Here is an 18007-nt window from a genome sequence, read left to right as displayed (position 1 = left end):
CTTTGCGTGACAGACCGCCCGAGGGTACCCCCGAGTAGCTCTGTCACCAACTGACTAAGGCTTTGCGTGACAGACCGCCCGAGGGCCCCCGAGTAGCTCTGAGGCTGCACAGCCAAGCCAGAGGGCTTGGCTCGACTGCCGAAGGACTTGCCGCGATACACGCGGCAAGGCTGTCACCAACTGACTAAGGCTTTGCGTGACAGACCGCTCGAAAGTGCTTCCAAGTCGCTCGGCCCCTCATCGACTCAGCTTTCCGCGCCATCCCTAGCCCAAATTCGCCATCAACAGGCCCTATACCCACCGAATGGGGATAGGGCCTGTTTGTCGTATCAGCGCGACGAGAACGGCTACGTCTGTCTCGTAATATGCGGGCGCGACCACGGCTGTCTTCCGTGGCGCCTCTCGTATGGAAACTGATGCATTGCTGGCTTCGGCCTCGGATTACACGGAATTGCCTGCTAGCTTGCGCGCCCTGGCCGCGCGAGGTGTGGCGCGCAATTACCGTCGCGGCACCCTGCTAATCGAAGAAGGCTCGCAGGGCGATGCCCTCTATCTGGTGCTGTCGGGTAGCTTGCGGGTTTACGGCTGCGACGCGCGTGGCCGCGAAGTCACCTACGGCATTTACGGCGCTGGCGAGTACGTTGGCGAGATGAGCCTGGACGGCGGCGCGCGCTCGGCCAGCGTCATCACCGAACAGAATTCACGCTGCGTGATGCTGACCCGTGCCAGCTTGTTGGCGCATATCAGCGAGTACCCCGAGTTCGCCTTTGAGTTGTTGACCAAGGTGATTCGCCGCGCCCGCGCCGCCACTTTGTCGACCAAACAGCTGGCACTCAACGATGTGTACGGCCGCCTCAAGGCCTTGCTCGAAACCGCCACGCTGACGACCGACGAAGTGCAGCTGACCCATCAAGCGATGGCTCAGCGCCTGGGTTGTTCGCGCGAGATGGTGTCCAAGCTGGTGAAGGACCTGGAATTGGGCGGCTATCTGATGCGCGTGTCCAACGGCCGTTACCGCAAGCTGCGCGCCTTGCCGGCGCGCTGGTAAGCAGCCGCACCCCCTCTCAGCTCAGCCCTAGCGGCTGGGCTGCGCCACCTCAAAGCGCTGCTTGGGCTTGTCAGCCCGCGCGTACAGCGGCTCCACCTTGGGCAGATTGGCCTGAATGTCCTTGATGCGGGTCGGGCCCGCCGGGTGGGTGGACAGCCACTGCGGCGGCGCACCCTTGGCTGCCGCGCCCATTTTCTGCCACAGCGTGACGCCGGCCTCCGGGTCGTAGCCGGCGCGTGCGGCCAACTCCATGCCGACCAGATCGGCCTCGCTCTCATCCTCGCGGCTGAAGGTCAGGGTCAGCAATTGGCCGCCCATATTCAGCAAGGTGTCACCCACGCCGCCCAGGCCGAACAGGCTGGAGATCAGGCTGGCGCCCAGGCGCGTGGCCTGCGTCTTGGCCATGCGCTCGCGGGCATGTTCGCGCAGGGCGTGCGCCACTTCGTGGCCCATGATGGTGGCGACCTCGTCGTCACTGAGCTTGAGCTTTTCGAGAATGCCGGAGTAGAAGGCGATCTTCCCGCCCGGCATGCAAAAGGCATTGAGCTGCGGGCTGGCGATCAAATTGACCTCCCAGCGCCATTGCTTGGCACGCGGGTTCCAGGGTTCCGATTGCGGAATGATGCGTTTGGCGATCTCGCGCAGGCGAATCAGCTGCGGGTGATTGGCCGGCGCCAAGGCGCGTTGGTTGGCGGCCTCGCGCATCATCTGCTGATACTGCTGCGCGCCGGCGGCCTCCACTTGCTCGGCCGGCACCAGCTTGGCCAGGCCGCTGGTGCCGCCAACGTCCACGCCTTCGCGGGCGCTGGCGGGTGAAGACAAGGCGGGCGCCAGCGCCACCGCGCCCAGCAGGCTGGTGAACAGGCGCCGCGAGGGCTGGTGCGTGTGGCAGGCGCAGCGGCCGAAGCCGTGCAGGGGCGCGCTGGGCAGAATGGGGTCGGCGTGGGGGTCAAATCTTGCGGTCATGGCCTAGAGCTTAATGCCTCGGGGGGCTGCTCTAAATGGGGTTAATTTCGCCCGCTGCAAGACGAGATCGGCTTCAGCCCCGACAATGCGCCATGCTTCAAACGTCCAACCCCAGCCCAGCCGAACAACAGCAAGAATTCCGTGCTGCGCTGGGCATGTTTGCCACCGGGGTGACCATCGTCACCGCCCGCGCGCCCGACGGCAGCCTGGTCGGCCTGACTGCCAATTCCTTCAACTCCGTGTCGCTGTCACCGCGCTTGGTGCTGTGGAGCCTGGCGCAGCGCGCCGGGTCCATGCCCGTGTTCAGCCGTGGCTCGCACTACGCCATCAATATCCTGGCGGCCGACCAAAAAGAGCTGGCCCAGCGCTTTGCCACGCGGGATATTGACCGCTTTGCCGGCGTGTCCTGGCGTGAGGGCGCCGGTGGCGCGCCGGTGCTGGACGGCGTGGCCGCCGTGTTCGAGTGCGCCAACCGCAGCCAGTACGAAGAGGGCGACCATGTCATCTTTGTCGGTGAAGTGGAAAGCTGTGCCTGGCGCGCCGGCGCGCAGCCGCTGATCTTCCACGGTGGGCGCTATTTCACCGAACTGCCGATCTGAGCGATTGATCTGACATCGCGCCAGGCTAGCCCCAGCGCCCCACCGGCATCGCCGCTGGGCTCTTGAGAATCAAGCCCTGCCAACGCCAGCGCAGCAGCGCCAAACTGAGCAGCACGGCGGCCGCGGCCATCAGCCACATACTCAGCCCCAGCCACTGCAGGCCAGCCATGGCGAGCGCGAACGCCACCACGCCGATAAACACCAGAATGGCCGGGCCCTGACCCGGTGAGGGCAGGCTGGACCAGTCCCGCAGCAGCAAGCTGCCCGCCGGCAGGCAGGCCAGCAGCAAATGCAGGCCGGAGAAGTTCATGCCGGCCAGGGCCTCATTCCCTCCTGCCACCAGCACCAAGGCGCACAGAGCGATCAGCCACTGCGCCAGAAACTGGATGGCAGTGCGGCGCGCCATCAGCGTGTTCAGCGCGCGGCCGCGCGGCATGCCCGGCAGCAGCATCAGCAAGGCCTGCTCGCGGCGTGTGCGGTAGAGGTTGGCGGCCAGGCCGAATAAGGGGTTCATGGCCATGCTGACGAGGCCGATTTGCAGGCCAAGATTGCCGCCCTGATGCACGTGCTGCCAGTCGAAGGGTTCAAGCCAGATCTGCATCGCTAATATGACCACGACTGCAATGCTCAGCACCAGGCTGGCGGAGCCCAGCATGGCCACCCAGTGCACATTGCCCAGGGTCACCAGCTCTGCGCGGGCGATGGCGCTTTTCGCTGTGGGGCGGGCCTGGCGCAGCAAATGGCGGGTCCACAGCGGCACTGGCCAGGTGAACAATTCCCAAAGCCACAAGCCGACGGGGCTGAAATGTTTCGGCGTGTACTTGGCGCCCGTCATTTGCTCGCGGAACATCTGGCGCGCCCTCGCGCGGCGCTGATAGTTGGCCGCGTGGCGGCTGCCGCCCGCTTGCAGCAAGCGGCTGGTGCACCAGGGCAGCAGCAAAGCTGCCGCCAGCGCCAGGGTGGCGGGCTGCAATGTGTACCAAGCCAGCAAGGCTTGCCAGGGCGCCTGCACCCAGGGACTTTGTAGATGCTCGACCAGCACCATAAAGCCCAGCCACACCAGCACACTCATCTGCCACCAGCGCACACAGGCGGCAATCACCAACATCAACAAGCCCGCACCCAGGCCCCAGGCCAGCGCATGGCCCTGGCTCAGGCCCATCAGCAGGGCGATGGCGGCTGAAAGCATCAACTGGCTGAGCGCCAAGGTGGCGCGCAAACTTTGCAATTGCAGCGGCAGCAGACGGGCGTGGTGTGGGTGGTTCTGCCGGCACAGATTGGCAAACAGTGCGGTCCACAGTCCCAGCAGGCCGGCGCTGGCCAGGGCGGCTGCGGTTTGCAGGGCCGCGCTCCAACTGGCCGTCAAGCCAATGGCCAGCAGCAGCAAGGCCGACAAGCCGACCACCAGTGGCACAAAGTAGCGCGAGCGGCCGTTGCGATGCTGCTGCCAGGCGGCGAGCAGTACCGGGCGATAGTGCAGGGCGTGGGCCTGGTGAATGGAGGTCGCCATTTTCAAGTCAACTCCATGAACAGGTCTTCCAGGTTGACGGCCTGCAGGCGCTCGTCCAGCGCGGCGGTGGCGGCAGCAGCTTCAGCGGGCAGGCGAATCAGGCGGCGCTCTTGGCCGCCGTCCAGCGCATGGCTGCGCAGCACTTGGGCGCCGCAGGCCTGCGTCAGCGCCTGCAGCTCGGCCGCTGAACCCTGCACGCTGCGCACTTGCTCGATCAACTCGTCCAGCGGCGCTTGCACCGCGATGCGGCCGGCTTGCAAAAACGCCAGGTTGAAGGCGACCCGCTCCAGATCCGAGAGGATGTGGGTGCTGAACACCACGGTGGTGCCGCGGTCCAACACCTGGTCCACCAGCTCGCGCAGAAAGTCGCGCCGGCCGGCGGGGTCAAGGCTGGCAACGGGTTCGTCCAGCACCAGCAGGTCCGGCTCATGCGCCAGGGCGCGGATGATGCTCAGGCGCTGCTGTTGGCCGCCGGAGAGTTTGGCGATGGGCTTGTCGCGGGCAATGTCCCAGCGTGACATCAACCCCTCCACCTTGGCCTCGTTCCAGCGTGGGTAGAAGCTCTTGAAGTAACTCAGCAGCTGGGCGGGGGTGAAGCCGTCGAACAAATCGCTTTGCTGCGGCACATAGCCGATGCGGGCGCGGGTGGCGTCGTCAATCTCGGCAGCCGCCTGGCCGAACAGGCGCACCTGGCCGGCTTGCGGTTCGCGCAGACCCAGCAGGGCTTCCAGCAGCGTGGTCTTGCCCGCACCGTTGCGGCCCAGCAAGCCCACCACCTGGCCGGGCAGCAGCTGCCAGCTCAAGCCCCGCAGCACCGGCGCTTGGCCGGGGTAATAGAGTTCAAGCTGATCCAAGGTGGCCGTGGGCTGCGGCAAAGTGGCGGTGCTCATTCCGGGTCTCCCTCTTTGAGAATTTGTTCAAACAGATGCAGGGCCTGGGCAGGCTTGAGTTCGAGCTCGCGGGTCTGCGCGGCAGCGCGCTCCAGGCTGGGGCGCAGCAGGTCGATGCGTGAGGCGGTGGGTTGGGCCTTGCTGTGCTGAGGGGCGATGCGCATGGCCAGGCCGCGGCGGCGTTCCAGCAAGCCTTCGGCCTCCAGCAAGCTATAGGCCTTGGAGATGGTCATTGGGTGTACGGCCAGCACCTGGGCCAGCTCGCGCACCGAAGGAATCTCCTGGCCGGCGCTCAAGCTGCCGCTGGCCACGCGCCGGCGCAGCTGCTCCATCAGCTGGCGGTAGATCGGCTCGGTGGAGCCGGTGTTGATGCGAAAGAAGAACGCGTCGCTACTCAAAGTGATCCCCTTGGTGTATCGGTATCGTAGTACACCTATTCGCCGGAGGTCAACAAGTTCTCGTTGCGAGGGGGCGAATAGTCCTTGCGTGCACGCTCGCCCAACCGAGCAAGTGGGGCGTGGACAATTTCGGCCAGGCTTCCGCCATGTGATGATTCGCCCCATGACACGTTTGAACTCCCCCCACTTTTCTTTGCCGCCCGTGGCGGTGCTGGCCATGTTGCTGGCCTGCATCGTGGCGCCACTGCTGGCCTACAACCTGACGCCTTCGGCCACCTTGTTCAACCAGCTGGCGGCTTTGGCGGCTTGGGGTGGTGTGCTGGCGCTGCTGGCTGCCGCCCAGCCGCAGCTGCGCATGACGGCGGCGCTGGGCGCCATGCTTTTGCTGCTGCTGGCGCCGCTGGTTTCGCATTTTTGGGCGGGCTTGCCGCTGTCGCTGGCGCTGTCGAACACGGCCTTGATTGGCGCGGCGACCTTGCTGTTGCTTGCCGCGCAGGGCTTGCATGCCGAGGCGCGTTCGGCCTGGTTCGAGGTGTTTTGCTGGGGGCTGCTGGTGGCAGGCCTGCTGAGCGTGGTCGTTAGCGTCGTGCAGGTGTTTGCGCCGCAGTGGGCGGACGGCAGCGTGATCGCACGCAGCGGCGTGCCGGGCCGGGCGGTGGGCAATATGCGCCAGCCCAATCATCTGGCCAGCTTGCTGATGTGGTCCTGCGTGGCGGCGGTCTACCTGGCGGAGTCGGGGCGGCCTTGGTCCTTGCGCTCGGTCTGGGCATTGCCGGCGCTGCTGTTCGCCTTGGTCTTCGCGGTGATGTTGAGCGGCTCTCGCACCGGCGTGATCGGCGTGCTCATTCTGGCGGTTTGGGGCTTGCTCGATCGGCGCTTGAGCCGTGCCACCAAGTTCTCACTGTTGGCCACGCCCGTCATGCTGGGCCTTTGCGCTTGGTTGCTGGCGATCTGGTCGGCCAGCAGTGGCCACGCGCTGGGGGTGGAGTCGCGCTTGGCCGAGGGCGCGGGCTCGCCCTCGCGGCTGGCGATTCTGGCCAATAGCTGGGCCTTGCTTAAGCAGAGCCCCTGGACGGGCGTGGGCTGGGGTGAGTTCAATCTGGCCTGGACCATGAGCGAGTTTCCGCAGCGCCCGGTGGCCTTCTTCGACCATTGCCACAACCTGCCGATGCAGCTGGCGGTGGAGCTGGGCCTGCCCTGGAGCTTGAGCATTCTGGCCTTGCTCAGCTGGTCTTTGTGGCGCGCCTTCCGGCTCAGCATGCAAGAAGTGGATGCGGCTCAGGCCGCGGTGCGCCGCAGCGCCTTCATGCTGGTGCTGATGATCGGCCTACACAGCTTGCTCGAATACCCGCTTTGGTACGCCTACTTCCTCTTACCCACCGCCTTTGCCTTCGGGCTGGCGCTGGGTGCGCCCCAGCGTGAGGCCGCGTTTGTGCCGGCCAAGGCCGATCTCGCACCGGCTCTGCGCGTGGCCGGCCTGGCCCTGGTGGTGGGCGTGGTGTTTGCGGTGTGGGACTATCACCGCGTGGTGGTGATTTACGCGCCGGGCGAGAATGCCGGCCCGCTGGCGACCCGGATTGCCGAGGGGCAACATTCGGTGTTCTTCGCCACGCAGGCCGATTACGCCGCAGCCACAAGCCTGGACCCGGGCCCGCAGACGCTGGCGGCGGCGCAGCGCAGCGCGCATCAGCTCATCGATGCGCGCCTGATGATGGCGTGGGCCAAGTCGCTGCACCGTGTGGGTGACGATGAAAAGGCCCGTTATGTCGTGGCGCGCCTGCGTGAGTTTCACAATGCCAGCGCGGCAAGCTTCCTCAGCGAATGTGAGGAGACCGATCTGGGCGCCTTCAAATTCTTCCAGTGCGAGCCGCCCAAGCAGATGTTTGAGTGGCGCGAGCTGCGCTGAGGCTCAAGCTGCGGACCAGTCGCCGCTTTTGCCGCCCTTTTTCTCCAGCACGCGGATGGCGCCCATCACCATGCCGCGGTCCACGGCCTTGCACATGTCGTAGATCGTCAGCAGGCCGATTTGCACGGCGGTCAGGGCCTCCATTTCGACGCCGGTCTGGCCCAGAGTTTCGACCTGGGCCATGCAGCTGACGCGGTTCGCTGCGGCGTCGATCTCGAAGTCCACCGTCACCCGCGTCAGGGGCAGGGGGTGGCAGAGCGGAATCAAGTCGGACGTGCGCTTGGCGGCCTGAATCGCGGCGATGCGGGCGATGCCCAGCACATCGCCCTTTTTGGCGGTGCCGGCGCTGATCATGGCCAGGGTGGCGGGCAGCATCTCGATGTGGCCGGCGGCGCGCGCCACGCGATGGGTGACGGCTTTGGCCGCCACGTCCACCATATGGGCTTGGCCCTGGGCGTCAAAATGGGTCAGATGTGCGCTGGTCATGGTGCGAGTCTTTAAAGTGCAGCAACAATTGAGTTGCATGTGGGGACGATACTGGCCTCATCATAGTGAGTGTGCTCACGGCGGCGCCCTTGGAGATTCTTTCTTGTTGAAGCAAACACCTCGCCTTTTTTCGCGCCGTGGCAGCGCGCCGCGCAGCGTCTTGCCGCGCAAATTGGCGCTGAGCGTGCTGGCAGCCTTGTTGTTGGTCAGTGGGCCGCGGCCCGGTGTAGCGCAAGTGAATCTGCCAACCCTGGGCGATTCAGTTTCGGCCGATTTGGATGTGGGCGCCGAGCGGCGTTTCGGCGACCAAATCATGCGCCAGATCCGCCCCGACCCGGACTTGCTGGACGACCCCATCTTGCTGGAGTATGTGCAGGGCGTTTGGGCGCCGCTGGTGGCGGCCGGGATTCGGTTGGGCAATATCGGTGACGAGACCAAGGATCACTTCGCCTGGGAAATCTTCTTGGTGCGCGACAAGAGCGTCAACGCTTTCGCGCTGCCGGGCGGCTTTGTGGGCGTTCACCTGGGCTTGATTGCGATGACGGTGTCGCGCGATGAGTTGGCTTCCGTGTTGGGCCACGAGTTGTCGCATGTGACGCAGCGGCATATCGCGCGCCGCATCGTCGGCGACTCGCGCAATAGCTTGCTGGCCACGGCGGCGATGGTGGCCGGCCTCATCATCGCGGCGCGCAGCGGCAGCGTGGACGGCGCCAACGCGGCCATCGTCGGCAGCCAGGCGGCGGCGGCAGCGGCCTCGCTGGCTTTCTCGCGCGATATGGAGCGCGAGGCCGACCGGGTGGGCTTTCAGGTGATGACGCAGGCGGGCTATGCGCCGGCCGGCATGTTTAGCATGTTCGAGCGCATGGAGCAGAGCTATCACCTGATGGACGCGGGCAACTACCCCTATCTGCGCTCGCACCCGCTGACCAGCGAGCGCATCGGTGACGCCCGCACCCGCATGGGCACCGAGGCCTTTGTGCGCCCGCTGGGCGTGGCTGAGCATGCATTGATGGCGGCGCGGGCCAAGGTCTTGATGGACCCGCGCGCGGAAGCCTGGGCCGCGCTACAGAACCTTGACGCCGGCGTGCGCGACACCAGCAGCAAGGACGGCGGCAAGGGTTATGAGCAACTCGGCGCACGCTATGCCAGCGCCCTGGCTTCCATCAAGATGCGTGATTTCACGCGTGCCGAGAACGCCCTGCGCAGTGCCGAGCTGACCCTGCAGCTCTTGGGTCCAGACGAGCGCGCCAGCCGTGATCTGCGCTATCTGCGTGCCGAGTTGGCTGCGGCCAAGGGCCAGGCGAGCGATGGCTTTGCGGCGCTGGCTGGGCTGGCGGGTGAGCGCTCCCGGCCCATGCTGATGCAGCGCGCCCAGCTGGCCATGGTGGACAGCAGCGGCACCGCATCGGCCCGCCAGGCGGCCGATGATTTGCAAACCTATGTGAGCCTCAATCCGCATGACCCCGGCGCTTGGGCGCAATTGGCCCAGCTGTGGGATCGCTTGAACCAGCCCTTGCGTGCGCTGCGGGCGCAAGGCGAGGTGCGCGCGGCCATGGGAGATTTGAATGGCGCGATTGACCGTTTGCGCTCAGGTCTGCGGCAGTCGCGCGGCCGTGATGCCGATCAGATCGAGGCGGCGGTGATCGATTCGCGCTTGCGCGCGCTCACCTACGAGCGCCGCCAATTGCTGGCCGAGATGTACCCGCGTGGCGTGCCGCCGGGCGCTGAACTGCCTTGACTGCCCTGACGTCGACTTAGTCCAGCGAAGGGAATAGCCGTTCCATCACCACATCGATCAACATGCCGCACAGGCTGTAGATCAGTGAGCCGATCAGCGCGGCCGTGAAGTTGGCCACCACAAAGCCATTGAGTAAGTAAGCGGCGGCCCAGAACATCAGCGCGTTGATGACGAACAGGAACAGGCCCATGCTGATCACCGTTACCGGCAGGGTCAGCAGCACCAGAATGGGCCGCAGCAAGGTGTTGAGCAAGCCCAACACCAGCGCGGCGATCAGCGCCGAGGTGAAGCTGGTGACCATCACGCCCGAATAGAGGTGGGCCACCAAGAGCAGGGCTCCGGCCAGCAAAAGCCAGCGTATCAGTATCTTCATAGGCCTCCAGCCTGTTTGTTGGGTGCGCATGGCGCGAAATGCAGGGTACGTATGGCATGGCGCAGTCAGCGCCGTGCTGCTAAGCGTACTTCATCTGCCGCCTTGATCCAGGTATCGGCCCCTGACATGTGGCAAGCGTCACGCAGCGCGCCGGCGCGATGTCCTCATATGGGGCCAGGTCTTGCGCGGGCTCAGGCATAATCCGATTTTCCGAAAGGGGAGTAGCTACGCGGCATGGGCCCAATCCATGTCGTGGCGGTGGTCCGTCAACACGGCGTCTGTGAAGATGCCCGGGCGCCGCAGCTGGTGAGTGGATGCATAAAGCTGTCCACGCCCTGTCCCGCAAGACCTTTCGACCTTGGCCTTTTGCGTGCCTTCAGTCAGACTCTGCCTGAAGCACTCTGATGGCATGTCTGGTCGTTTTGTTTTTGCAGGAGATTCTTGATGGATACAGTCGCGCCGCTCTGGCTTTGGTACTTTTTCGTGGGCTCGGTCATCGTGGCCCTGTTTGTGGACTTTGTCGTGCTGCGCAAGCAGGGCGCGCATGAAGTCTCGGTCAAAGAGGCCATCAACTGGTCTTTGGTGTGGGTGGCGCTGAGCTTGGCTTTCAACGGCCTGTTCTGGTGGGCCGTCAAAGACAGCACGGGTGATGTGGCCCTGGCCAATACCAAGGCGCTGGAATTCCTGACCGGTTACCTGATCGAAAAATCACTCGCGGTCGACAATATCTTTGTCTTCCTGATGATCTTCACCTACTTCTCGGTGCCTGCGGCGTACCAGAAGCGGGTGCTGATGTACGGCATCATCGGCGCCATCATTCTGCGTACCGTGATGATTCTGGTCGGCAGCTGGCTGATCGAAGAGTTCCACTGGGTTCTGTACATCTTCGGCGCCTTCTTGCTGCTGACGGGTATCAAGATGTGGTGGGCGTCGGGCAAAGAGCCTGATTTGGAATCCAATCCGGCCCTCAAGCTGCTGCGCAAGACCATGCCTGTGAGCAAGAACTTCGACGGTGAGAAGTTCTTGACGATGGAGAACGGCAAGCGCGTGGCCACGCCGCTGCTGTTGGTGATTGCCTTGGTGGGCATGACCGACGTGATCTTCGCGGTGGATTCGATCCCGGCCATCTTCGCCATCACCAAGGACCCCTTCATCGTGCTGACCTCGAACATCTTCGCGATCCTGGGTCTGCGTGCCATGTACTTCCTGCTGGCGGCGATGGCTTCCAAGTTCCATTTGCTGAGCTACGGCCTGGCAGTGGTGCTGGCCTTCATCGGCACCAAGATGATGTTGATCGACATCTACAAGATCCCGGTCTTGGTGTCCCTGGGTGTGGTGGTGGTGGTTCTGGCCATCACCATGGTCTGGAGCTTGAAGACCGCCCCGAAGATCGCCACCGACAAGTCCTGATCGGGGTAAGCGGGGCAGCAGCGCAGTCGCGCTGTTGCCGCTGACGCCCCGCCCGACATCTCATCGCCAAAAACCCATCCGCACACAGCGGGTGGGTTTTTTTTCGTCCCTGCGCCTTGCTGCCAAGAGCTTCAACCCTACTGAATAGCAATTGCTTCTCAACCTCTGTAATGAGAATCGTTCTTGTTTGTGTTAAGATTTGTTTATTGATGACCTTCGCAGCGCGCTGCCCCTTCTGCTCGTGAAACCCCTTCTCGCCTTGCCTGACACCACGCCGCTTGCGGCTTGCGATCTTGTGCCGACGCAGGCCACGGGTGAGCGGCGACGTGCGGCCGCTCAAGCGCCGGCGGTGTCGCCCCGCGCCAAGGTGCAGCCCTTGCATCTGACGCCCCGCCATGACGGGCTGGACCCGGTGGCGCGCCGCAGCTTGGCCATCGTCGTCGTCCTTTTGCACGCCCTGGCCGGTTGGGCGCTGCTGCAAGTGCGGGAAGTGCGTGAAGCGGTGGTAGAGGCCGCGCCCATCATGGTCAGCTTGCTGGCGCCAGTGCGGCCGAATGAGCCGGTCAAGCCCCAGCCGGCACCGCCGCAGCCGCTGCTCAAGCCCCAGCCTAGCCAGCCGGTGGTTCGCCCCACCAATTTGCTGGCGGCAGCGCCTCAGCTGTCGCAGCCGACCGACTTTGTTGCTGCCCGCGCTGAGCCGATCGAAGCCTTGCCCGTGCCGGCAAGCAGCAGCGTGCCGACGACCTTGTCGACGCCGCCAGCGCCTGCGGCCACCAGCGTCGAGCCACCTGCCGCGAAGAAGATTGCTCCCAATGCCTTGCGCTATCTGATCGAGCCGCGGGTGAATGTGCCCTTGCTGTCGCGCCGCCTGGGCGAAAGCGGCATGGTGCATTTGCGCATCGTGGTCGATGCCAAGGGCAATCTCAAGGAAGCCAGCGTGAAGAAGTCTTCGGGCTTCGAGCGGCTGGACAAACAAGCCTTGGAAGACATCCGCAGCGCGCGTTTTGTCGCACACATGGAAAACGGCCAGGCGCTGCAGGTGGAAAGCATCGCCGTGCTGTCTTACGAGCTGGAGCGCTGAGATCCTCCGCTTCGCGCTCAACATCAAATAAATCGACTCTGACCCCAATAAAGAAGATATGGAACCTACTTCAACGGTTGGCTTTGGCCACTTCATTGCGCAGTCCGACTTTGTCGGCAAGTTCCTGTTCGGCGTGCTGGTGCTGATGTCGGTGGCGTCCTGGGTGCTGATCGCCTCCAAAAGCCTAACGCAGTATTTGCGCGGTAAGCGCAGCAGCGTGTTTCTGGACTTCTTCTGGAACGCCGGCTCGCTCGATGCGGTGCAGGCCGAACTCAGCGCGCATGGCGCGCGTGACCCTTTCGCGCATTTGAGTGCTCAGGCCTTGCATGCTCAGGCTCACCATGCCCGCCACGGCGCGGCGCGCCTGGCCGAAGCCGGCAGCAGCAATGACTTCATCACCCGCACGATCAAGAAAGTGCTGGACGAGGAAACCACGCGGCTGGAATCCGGCCTGACCACCCTGGCCACCATCGGCGCGACTGCACCGTTTGTGGGCTTGTTCGGCACCGTTTGGGGCGTGTATCACGCGCTGGTGGCCATCGGCATGAGTGGCGCGGGTACGCTGGACAAAGTGGCCGGCCCGGTGGGTGAGGCTTTGATCATGACCGGCGTTGGCCTGGCCGTGGCGATTCCTGCCGTGATGGCTTACAACGCGTTCAGCCGCAGCAACCGCGTGCTCGGCGGCCGCCTCGATGCCTTTGCCTACGAGCTGCACAGCTTTTTGACCCTGGGCGAAGCGCCCGGTGCCAGCGCTGCGGCGCAAGCCCCGAGCGCCGCGCAGGCCGCTGCACCGGTGCGCAATCTGCGCGCCGCTTCCAACAGCGCAGCGGTCTGAGGCCATGGCTTTCGCGTCTTTTGACAATAAGCGCTCGGCCGGCCCGGTGGCGGAGATCAATATGGTGCCGCTGATCGATGTGATGCTGGTGCTGCTGGTGATCTTCATCGTCACCGCCCCGCTCTTGAGCCACTCGGTCAAGCTGGATCTGCCCAAGGTCAGCAGCACACTCAATCAAGCCGTGCCCGACAAGATTGAGCTGGCCATCGATGCCACGGGTCAGCGCTTTTGGAACGGTGAGGCGCTGAACCGCGCCGAAGCCGCCGCGCGTTTTGCCGCCGAAGGCCTCAAGCCCCAGCAGCCCGAAGTGCATTTGCGCGCCGACCAAGCCGTGCCCTATCGCTTTGTGGCCGAGACCCTGGCCGATGCCAGCAAGGCCGGCCTCAGCAAGGTCGGCTTCGTCAGCGAGCCCGAGCGGCCCTGAACACGCGCTGCACCCGAACTTCTTTTCGTCTTCGCCAGCCTCCAGCCAGCCTCGTCTTTGAACCCAAGTCCGCCCTGTTGAACGGGCGGCTTCAGGCATCGCCATGCCTGCACTCTTCTCCTGGAGTACCAAGAATATGCAACCCCGCAATCGCCGCCTAGCTACTTCCGCCTTGCTGCCCTTGGGTGCTTTGGCCGCCGGTTTTGGCCTGGCCACTGCCGCTTTGGCGCAGACCGCGCCTGCCACTGAGCCGGTCGAAAGCTCGCTGCCCATCGTGCGCGGCAAAGCCAGCGCCGAGCGTGACGGCAAAACGTCTTACCAAGCGGTGGAGACCCGCATCGGCAAGGGCAAGCAAGAGCTGCGCGACATCCCGCAATCCGTCACCGTGGTGACCGAGAAGCTGATGGATGACCGCAACCTCGACACCTTGAAAGACGCACTGCGCAACACCTCCGGCATCAGCTTCATGGCGGCCGAAGGTGGCGAAGAAGACATCCGCCTGCGCGGTTTTGCCTTGCAAGCCACCGGCGACATTTTTGTTGACGGCGTGCGCGACCCCGCTTTCTACGACCGCGACACTTTCTTTGCAGACCGCGTTGAAGTGATGCGCGGCTCGGCCTCCATGCTGTTCGGCCGTGGCTCCACGGGTGGCGCGGTCAATTTGGTGACCAAGACTCCGCGCTTGATCGATGAGCATCAAGTCGACCTGAGCGTGGCCAGCCACAACTCGCTGCGTGCGGTGGGTGACTTCAATTTCAAGACCGGCGAGAGCTCGGCCCTGCGCGTGGCCGCCATGGTCAACCGCTCCGACAACAACGGCGCCGGCTCCAGCCTGGACAAAAAGGGCGCCATCGCCGCCTACCGCTTCGGCATTGGCGAAGCGGATGAGTTCACCCTGACCGCCTTCCACCTCAATAACAACAACGGCATGAATTACGGCATGCCTTGGATCGACCCCAGCCTGAGCTCGCCGGACAGCGCGGTGACGCTGACGCCGCTCAAGCCGACCGCCTACTACGGCATGGCCAGCGACTACAACCGGGGTACCGCCACCCAGCTGACCGGCGCGCACACCCACCGCTTCAGCAGCAATGTGGAGCTGACCAGCAAGCTGCGCTTCAGCGACTACACCCGCGACCAACGTGCCGGCACCGTGCGCTTTGCCCGCGCCAATTTGCAGCCCGATGGCAAAGACGTGACGCTGGAAACGCTGAGCGCCAAGACCGTGATTTCGCGCGGCACCCAGCTGAAGATTCAAGACATGCAGACCGTGCATGCCCAGAGCGATCTGAACGCCAAGTTCAAGGGCTGGGGTCTGGGCCACGAGCTGCAAGCCGGCGTCGACTTTGCGCAGGAAAAGAAGCAGGTGTTCACGCCGCGCAGCGCGGCACAAGGCGGCGTCAACCTGACCAAGCCCACCACAACGCTGGGCTCGCCCGATGACGGCGCCTGGATTGATGAAAGCGCCCGCGTGCTGCGCACCGCCAATGAGTACACCTCGCGTGGTGTGGGTGCCTATGTGCAGGATCTGGTGCAGGTCGCACCGGCCTGGAAAATTCTGGCCGGCTTGCGTTTCGACCACCTGAAGGGCGACTACGACAGCTACGCCATTCCGGCCAATGCCGCCGGCCCGGTGACCACCTCGTCCTACACCATGAAGGTCAAGGAGTGGAGCAAGCGCCTGGGCGTGCTGTTCCAACCGAACGAGCGCATGTCTTTCCACGCCTCGGCCGCCACTTCGTTCAACACCTCGGGCGATGCCTACTCGCTGGGGGCCACGAATGTGGACACGCCGCCCGAGCAGTCCATCAACTTGGAACTGGGTGCCAAGATCGACAGCGCTGACGGCAAGTTCAGCAGCCGCTACGCGATCTTCCAGACCACCAAGCTGCATGAGCGCAATACCGATCCGCTGGTGAACTTGGTGGTGCTGTCAGGCAAGCGCCATGTGGCCGGCTTCGAGATGGACTTCAGCGGCAATCTGGCCCCGGGCTGGGAGGTCTATGGTTCCTATATGTGGATGCCGATTGCCCGCATCGACGAAGGCATTGCGGCCACCGCGTCTGAGAAGGTCGGTGATCGTCCTTCGCTGACCCCGCGTCACAGCGGCACCATCTGGAGCAGCTACCAGCTGACGCAAAGCCTGCGCATCGGCGCCGGCCTGACCGCCCGCAGCGAGCAGACGCCCAACCGCAACCCAGGCTGGGCCGCGCCGGGCTGGGTCACTGCGGACGTAATGGCCGAGTACGCCGTCATCCCCAAGCAGTTGCTGCTTAAACTCAATGTCAGCAATGTGGCCGACAAGCTGTATGCCGACTCGCTCTACACCGGTCACTACGTGCCGGGCGCGGGCCGCATGGTCAGCCTGACCGGCAGCTATAAGTTCTAAAGGGGCCGCAAGGCTTGGTACGCCCATGTTGATCCGCATTCCCGCCGTTCTTGATTCCGATGCTTTGCAGCAGGCGCAGGCCTTGCTGGCCCAGGCCAGCTGGGAGCATGGGCGCAAGACGGCGGGGGTGCAGGCCGCCCTGGTCAAGAACAACGAGCAGCTCGCCTCCGGCAGTGAGGCCGCGCGCAGCTTGCAAGTCTTGATCTTGGGCGCGCTGGAGCGCAACACCACCTTCTTCTCGGCGGCCCTGCCCAAGCGGGTGCTGCCGCCCATGTTCAACCGCTACAGCGGCGCGGCGAACACCTACGGCAATCATGTCGATCAGGCGATTCGCTACACGCCGGGCAGTGGTCAGCGGGTGCGCACCGATCTGTCTTGCACCTTGTTCTTGGCCGAGCCGGCCGACTACGAGGGCGGTGAGCTGGTGATTGCCGACACCTACGGCGAGCAACGCGTCAAGCTGGCGGCGGGCGATATGGTTTTGTATCCCGGCACCAGCGTGCACCGGGTCGAGCCGGTCACGCGCGGCGCGCGCCTGGCCAGCTTCTTCTGGATCGAAAGCATGGTGCGCAGCGATGAGCAGCGCCGCTTGCTGTTCGAGATGGACCAGGCCTTGATGCGCTTGCGCGCCGAGCAGGGCGAGTGTGAGGCGGCGGTCGCCCTGACCGGCACGTATCACAACCTCTTGCGCATGTGGGCGGACACATGAGTGGCGAGGCGCCCATGAGCTTGAGCGCGCTGCAGCCCATTCCGGCCGGCGTCGCCAATCTGGCGGACTTCGAAGCCCATGCGCAAGCGGCGATGAACGCCGAGGCCTGGGCCTATCTGAATGGCGGCGCGGCCGACGAGATCACCTTGCGCGCCAACCGCAGCGCTTGGGATGCCATCCAGTTGCAGCCGCGTGTGCTGCGCGATCTGAGCGGTGGCCACACTCGTGTGCCTTTGCTGGGCAGCGAGCTGGCCCATCCCGTTCTGCTGGCGCCGATTGCTTATCAGCGCCTCGCCCATGCCGATGGCGAGTTGGCCTCGGCCTATGCGGCCGCGGCGCAAGGCGCGGGCATGGTGCTGAGCGCGCAGGCCTCGGTGGCGATGGAGGCGGTGGCGCAGGCTTTCGCCGCCGAGCCGCAAAGCGGGCCCCTGTGGTTTCAGCTTTACTGGCGCGATGACCGCGGCTTCATGCTGGAACTCTTGCAGCGGGTTGAGCGAGCCGGCTTCACCGCCTTGGTGCTGACAGTGGACGCGCCGGTGCATGGTGCCCGCGACCGCGAGCGCCGTGCCGGCTTCAAGTTGCCCGCGGATGTGCGCGCCGTCAACCTGGGTGGCCTCAAAAAGCCGCTGGACTTGCAGCCCGGCCAGAGCGCCTTGTTTGACGGCCTGATGCCGCGTGCCGCCACCTGGGCCGAGGTCGACTGGCTGCGTGCCAATAGCCGCCTGCCGCTGCTGCTCAAAGGCGTGACGCATGCCGACGATGCGCTTGAGGCTCACAAGCGCGGCGCGTGTGGCGTGATCGTGTCCAACCACGGCGGCCGCACCCTGGACACCGTGCCCGCCAGCGCCGAGCTGCTGCCGCGCCTGCGTGAAGGTGTCGGCGCTGATTTCTGCGTCTTGGTCGATGGGGGCATCCGTCGCGGCACCGATGTGCTGAAGGCCATGGCCCTCGGTGCTAACGCGGTCTTGCTGGGGCGCCCATATGTTCATGCTTTGGCGGCGGCGGGCGCGCATGGCGTGGCCCATGCGCTGCGACTTTTGCGCGATGAACTCGAGATTGCAATGGCCTTGAGCGGCTGCAAAACCTTGGCCGAAGCCGGCCCACATTTGCTGTGGTCAGCACGGAAATAGCCTGCTGACGGCCATTGAGTGATGCGGGTGCGCGACACCCAGGGTAAACAAGGGTCATTTCCGTGTGTGATTGAGCCGCGCTCTCCTATGAAAGCCTTCTCAATGCAGGAGGCGC

17 protein-coding genes are annotated in these 18007 nt (G+C 64.6%); 11 read left to right on the top strand and 6 right to left on the bottom strand.

Annotated elements, in window-relative coordinates:
• Positions 1-406 precede the first annotated feature (406 nt).
• Positions 407-1048, top strand: a complete 642-nt coding sequence (locus AT984_RS17405) for a Crp/Fnr family transcriptional regulator (RefSeq protein ID WP_058721187.1) — start codon at positions 407-409, stop codon at positions 1046-1048.
• A gap of 27 nt (positions 1049-1075) precedes the next feature.
• On the opposite strand, the gene AT984_RS17400 is transcribed toward AT984_RS17405, so the two are convergent.
• Entirely contained in the window at positions 1076-2014 is a 939-nt protein-coding gene (locus AT984_RS17400; protein WP_082680130.1) for a M48 family metallopeptidase, read from the bottom strand.
• Positions 2015-2106: 92 nt separating this feature from the next.
• Between AT984_RS17400 and AT984_RS17395 the strand changes: the two genes are divergently transcribed.
• On the top strand, positions 2107-2613 hold the full coding sequence (locus tag AT984_RS17395; RefSeq protein WP_058721186.1) for a flavin reductase family protein: 507 nt from the start codon (positions 2107-2109) through the stop codon (positions 2611-2613).
• A gap of 25 nt (positions 2614-2638) precedes the next feature.
• Here AT984_RS17395 and AT984_RS17390 read toward each other — a convergent pair whose 3' ends face one another.
• Genes AT984_RS17390 through AT984_RS17380 form a run of 3 tightly spaced genes read right to left on the bottom strand, consistent with a single transcriptional unit; the run spans position 2639 to position 5411 of the window.
• Entirely contained in the window at positions 2639-4123 is a 1485-nt protein-coding gene (locus AT984_RS17390) for a hypothetical protein (RefSeq protein ID WP_058721185.1), read from the bottom strand.
• 2 nt (positions 4124-4125) lie between these two features.
• Positions 4126-5013 carry an ABC transporter ATP-binding protein gene (locus AT984_RS17385; protein WP_058721184.1) on the bottom strand — a complete coding sequence of 296 codons (888 nt, stop codon included), beginning with the start codon at positions 5011-5013 and terminating at the stop codon, positions 4126-4128.
• Positions 5010-5411 (bottom strand): GntR family transcriptional regulator, encoded by a 402-nt coding sequence (locus AT984_RS17380; RefSeq protein ID WP_058721183.1) that lies wholly within the window; start codon positions 5409-5411, stop codon positions 5010-5012. The genes AT984_RS17385 and AT984_RS17380 overlap by 4 nt, the downstream gene beginning before the upstream one ends.
• 163 nt (positions 5412-5574) lie before the next feature.
• Between AT984_RS17380 and AT984_RS17375 the strand changes: the two genes are divergently transcribed.
• Entirely contained in the window at positions 5575-7317 is a 1743-nt protein-coding gene (locus AT984_RS17375; RefSeq protein WP_156422081.1) for a PglL family O-oligosaccharyltransferase, read from the top strand.
• A gap of 3 nt (positions 7318-7320) precedes the next feature.
• Here the strand turns inward: AT984_RS17375 and moaC are convergent, their stop codons facing one another.
• The gene (moaC, locus tag AT984_RS17370; protein ID WP_058721181.1) at positions 7321-7803 is read right to left on the bottom strand and encodes a cyclic pyranopterin monophosphate synthase MoaC; all 483 of its coding nucleotides are present in this window, start codon (positions 7801-7803) and stop codon (positions 7321-7323) included.
• 103 nt (positions 7804-7906) lie between these two features.
• Between moaC and AT984_RS17365 the strand changes: the two genes are divergently transcribed.
• Positions 7907-9541, top strand: a complete 1635-nt coding sequence (locus AT984_RS17365; protein ID WP_231741454.1) for a M48 family metalloprotease — start codon at positions 7907-7909, stop codon at positions 9539-9541.
• A 16-nt stretch (positions 9542-9557) separates the two neighbouring features.
• Here AT984_RS17365 and AT984_RS17360 read toward each other — a convergent pair whose 3' ends face one another.
• Positions 9558-9914, bottom strand: coding sequence for a phage holin family protein (locus tag AT984_RS17360; protein WP_058721180.1), 357 nt, complete (start codon positions 9912-9914; stop codon positions 9558-9560).
• Positions 9915-10358: 444 nt separating this feature from the next.
• Between AT984_RS17360 and AT984_RS17355 the strand changes: the two genes are divergently transcribed.
• The 7 genes from AT984_RS17355 (at position 10359) to AT984_RS17325 (ending at position 17892) form a co-directional block, all read left to right on the top strand.
• Positions 10359-11324 (top strand): TerC family protein, encoded by a 966-nt coding sequence (locus tag AT984_RS17355; RefSeq protein ID WP_058721179.1) that lies wholly within the window; start codon positions 10359-10361, stop codon positions 11322-11324.
• 241 nt (positions 11325-11565) lie between these two features.
• The gene (locus AT984_RS17350; protein WP_156422080.1) at positions 11566-12405 is read left to right on the top strand and encodes an energy transducer TonB; all 840 of its coding nucleotides are present in this window, start codon (positions 11566-11568) and stop codon (positions 12403-12405) included.
• Between the two features lie 58 nt (positions 12406-12463).
• Positions 12464-13240 (top strand): MotA/TolQ/ExbB proton channel family protein, encoded by a 777-nt coding sequence (locus AT984_RS17345; protein WP_058721177.1) that lies wholly within the window; start codon positions 12464-12466, stop codon positions 13238-13240.
• A gap of 4 nt (positions 13241-13244) precedes the next feature.
• On the top strand, positions 13245-13664 hold the full coding sequence (locus AT984_RS17340; RefSeq protein ID WP_058721176.1) for an ExbD/TolR family protein: 420 nt from the start codon (positions 13245-13247) through the stop codon (positions 13662-13664).
• Between the two features lie 136 nt (positions 13665-13800).
• On the top strand, positions 13801-16053 hold the full coding sequence (locus AT984_RS17335; protein ID WP_058721175.1) for a TonB-dependent receptor: 2253 nt from the start codon (positions 13801-13803) through the stop codon (positions 16051-16053).
• Positions 16054-16078: 25 nt separating this feature from the next.
• A complete protein-coding gene (locus AT984_RS17330) occupies positions 16079-16762 on the top strand; it encodes a Fe2+-dependent dioxygenase (protein ID WP_058721174.1) in 684 nt (227 codons plus the stop codon).
• 14 nt (positions 16763-16776) lie between these two features.
• Positions 16777-17892, top strand: a complete 1116-nt coding sequence (locus AT984_RS17325; RefSeq protein ID WP_058722419.1) for an alpha-hydroxy acid oxidase — start codon at positions 16777-16779, stop codon at positions 17890-17892.
• The last annotated feature ends 115 nt before the right edge of the window (positions 17893-18007 follow it).

Source organism: Paucibacter sp. KCTC 42545, from assembly GCF_001477625.1.
In the GTDB taxonomy this organism is placed as follows: Bacteria; Pseudomonadota; Gammaproteobacteria; order Burkholderiales; family Burkholderiaceae_C; genus Paucibacter_A.
The sequence above is the reverse complement of the archived record's forward strand: the minus strand, read 5'-3'. Positions and strand labels throughout refer to the sequence as shown.

Excerpts from the sequence above, each read along its gene's own strand:
- AT984_RS17340 (WP_058721176.1), top strand. The coding sequence starts at position 13,245 with ATGGCTTTCGCGTCTTTTGACAATAAGCGCTCGGCCGGCCCGGTGGCG.
- moaC (WP_058721181.1), bottom strand. The coding sequence starts at position 7,803 with ATGACCAGCGCACATCTGACCCATTTTGACGCCCAGGGCCAAGCCCAT.
- AT984_RS17390 (WP_058721185.1), bottom strand. The coding sequence starts at position 4,123 with ATGGCGACCTCCATTCACCAGGCCCACGCCCTGCACTATCGCCCGGTA.
- AT984_RS17355 (WP_058721179.1), top strand. The coding sequence starts at position 10,359 with ATGGATACAGTCGCGCCGCTCTGGCTTTGGTACTTTTTCGTGGGCTCG.
- AT984_RS17385 (WP_058721184.1), bottom strand. The coding sequence starts at position 5,013 with ATGAGCACCGCCACTTTGCCGCAGCCCACGGCCACCTTGGATCAGCTT.
- AT984_RS17330 (WP_058721174.1), top strand. The coding sequence starts at position 16,079 with ATGTTGATCCGCATTCCCGCCGTTCTTGATTCCGATGCTTTGCAGCAG.
- AT984_RS17325 (WP_058722419.1), top strand. The coding sequence starts at position 16,777 with ATGAGCTTGAGCGCGCTGCAGCCCATTCCGGCCGGCGTCGCCAATCTG.
- AT984_RS17395 (WP_058721186.1), top strand. The coding sequence starts at position 2,107 with ATGCTTCAAACGTCCAACCCCAGCCCAGCCGAACAACAGCAAGAATTC.
- AT984_RS17335 (WP_058721175.1), top strand. The coding sequence starts at position 13,801 with ATGCAACCCCGCAATCGCCGCCTAGCTACTTCCGCCTTGCTGCCCTTG.
- AT984_RS17345 (WP_058721177.1), top strand. The coding sequence starts at position 12,464 with ATGGAACCTACTTCAACGGTTGGCTTTGGCCACTTCATTGCGCAGTCC.
- AT984_RS17375 (WP_156422081.1), top strand. The coding sequence starts at position 5,575 with ATGACACGTTTGAACTCCCCCCACTTTTCTTTGCCGCCCGTGGCGGTG.
- AT984_RS17405 (WP_058721187.1), top strand. The coding sequence starts at position 407 with ATGGAAACTGATGCATTGCTGGCTTCGGCCTCGGATTACACGGAATTG.
- AT984_RS17400 (WP_082680130.1), bottom strand. The coding sequence starts at position 2,014 with ATGACCGCAAGATTTGACCCCCACGCCGACCCCATTCTGCCCAGCGCG.
- AT984_RS17360 (WP_058721180.1), bottom strand. The coding sequence starts at position 9,914 with ATGAAGATACTGATACGCTGGCTTTTGCTGGCCGGAGCCCTGCTCTTG.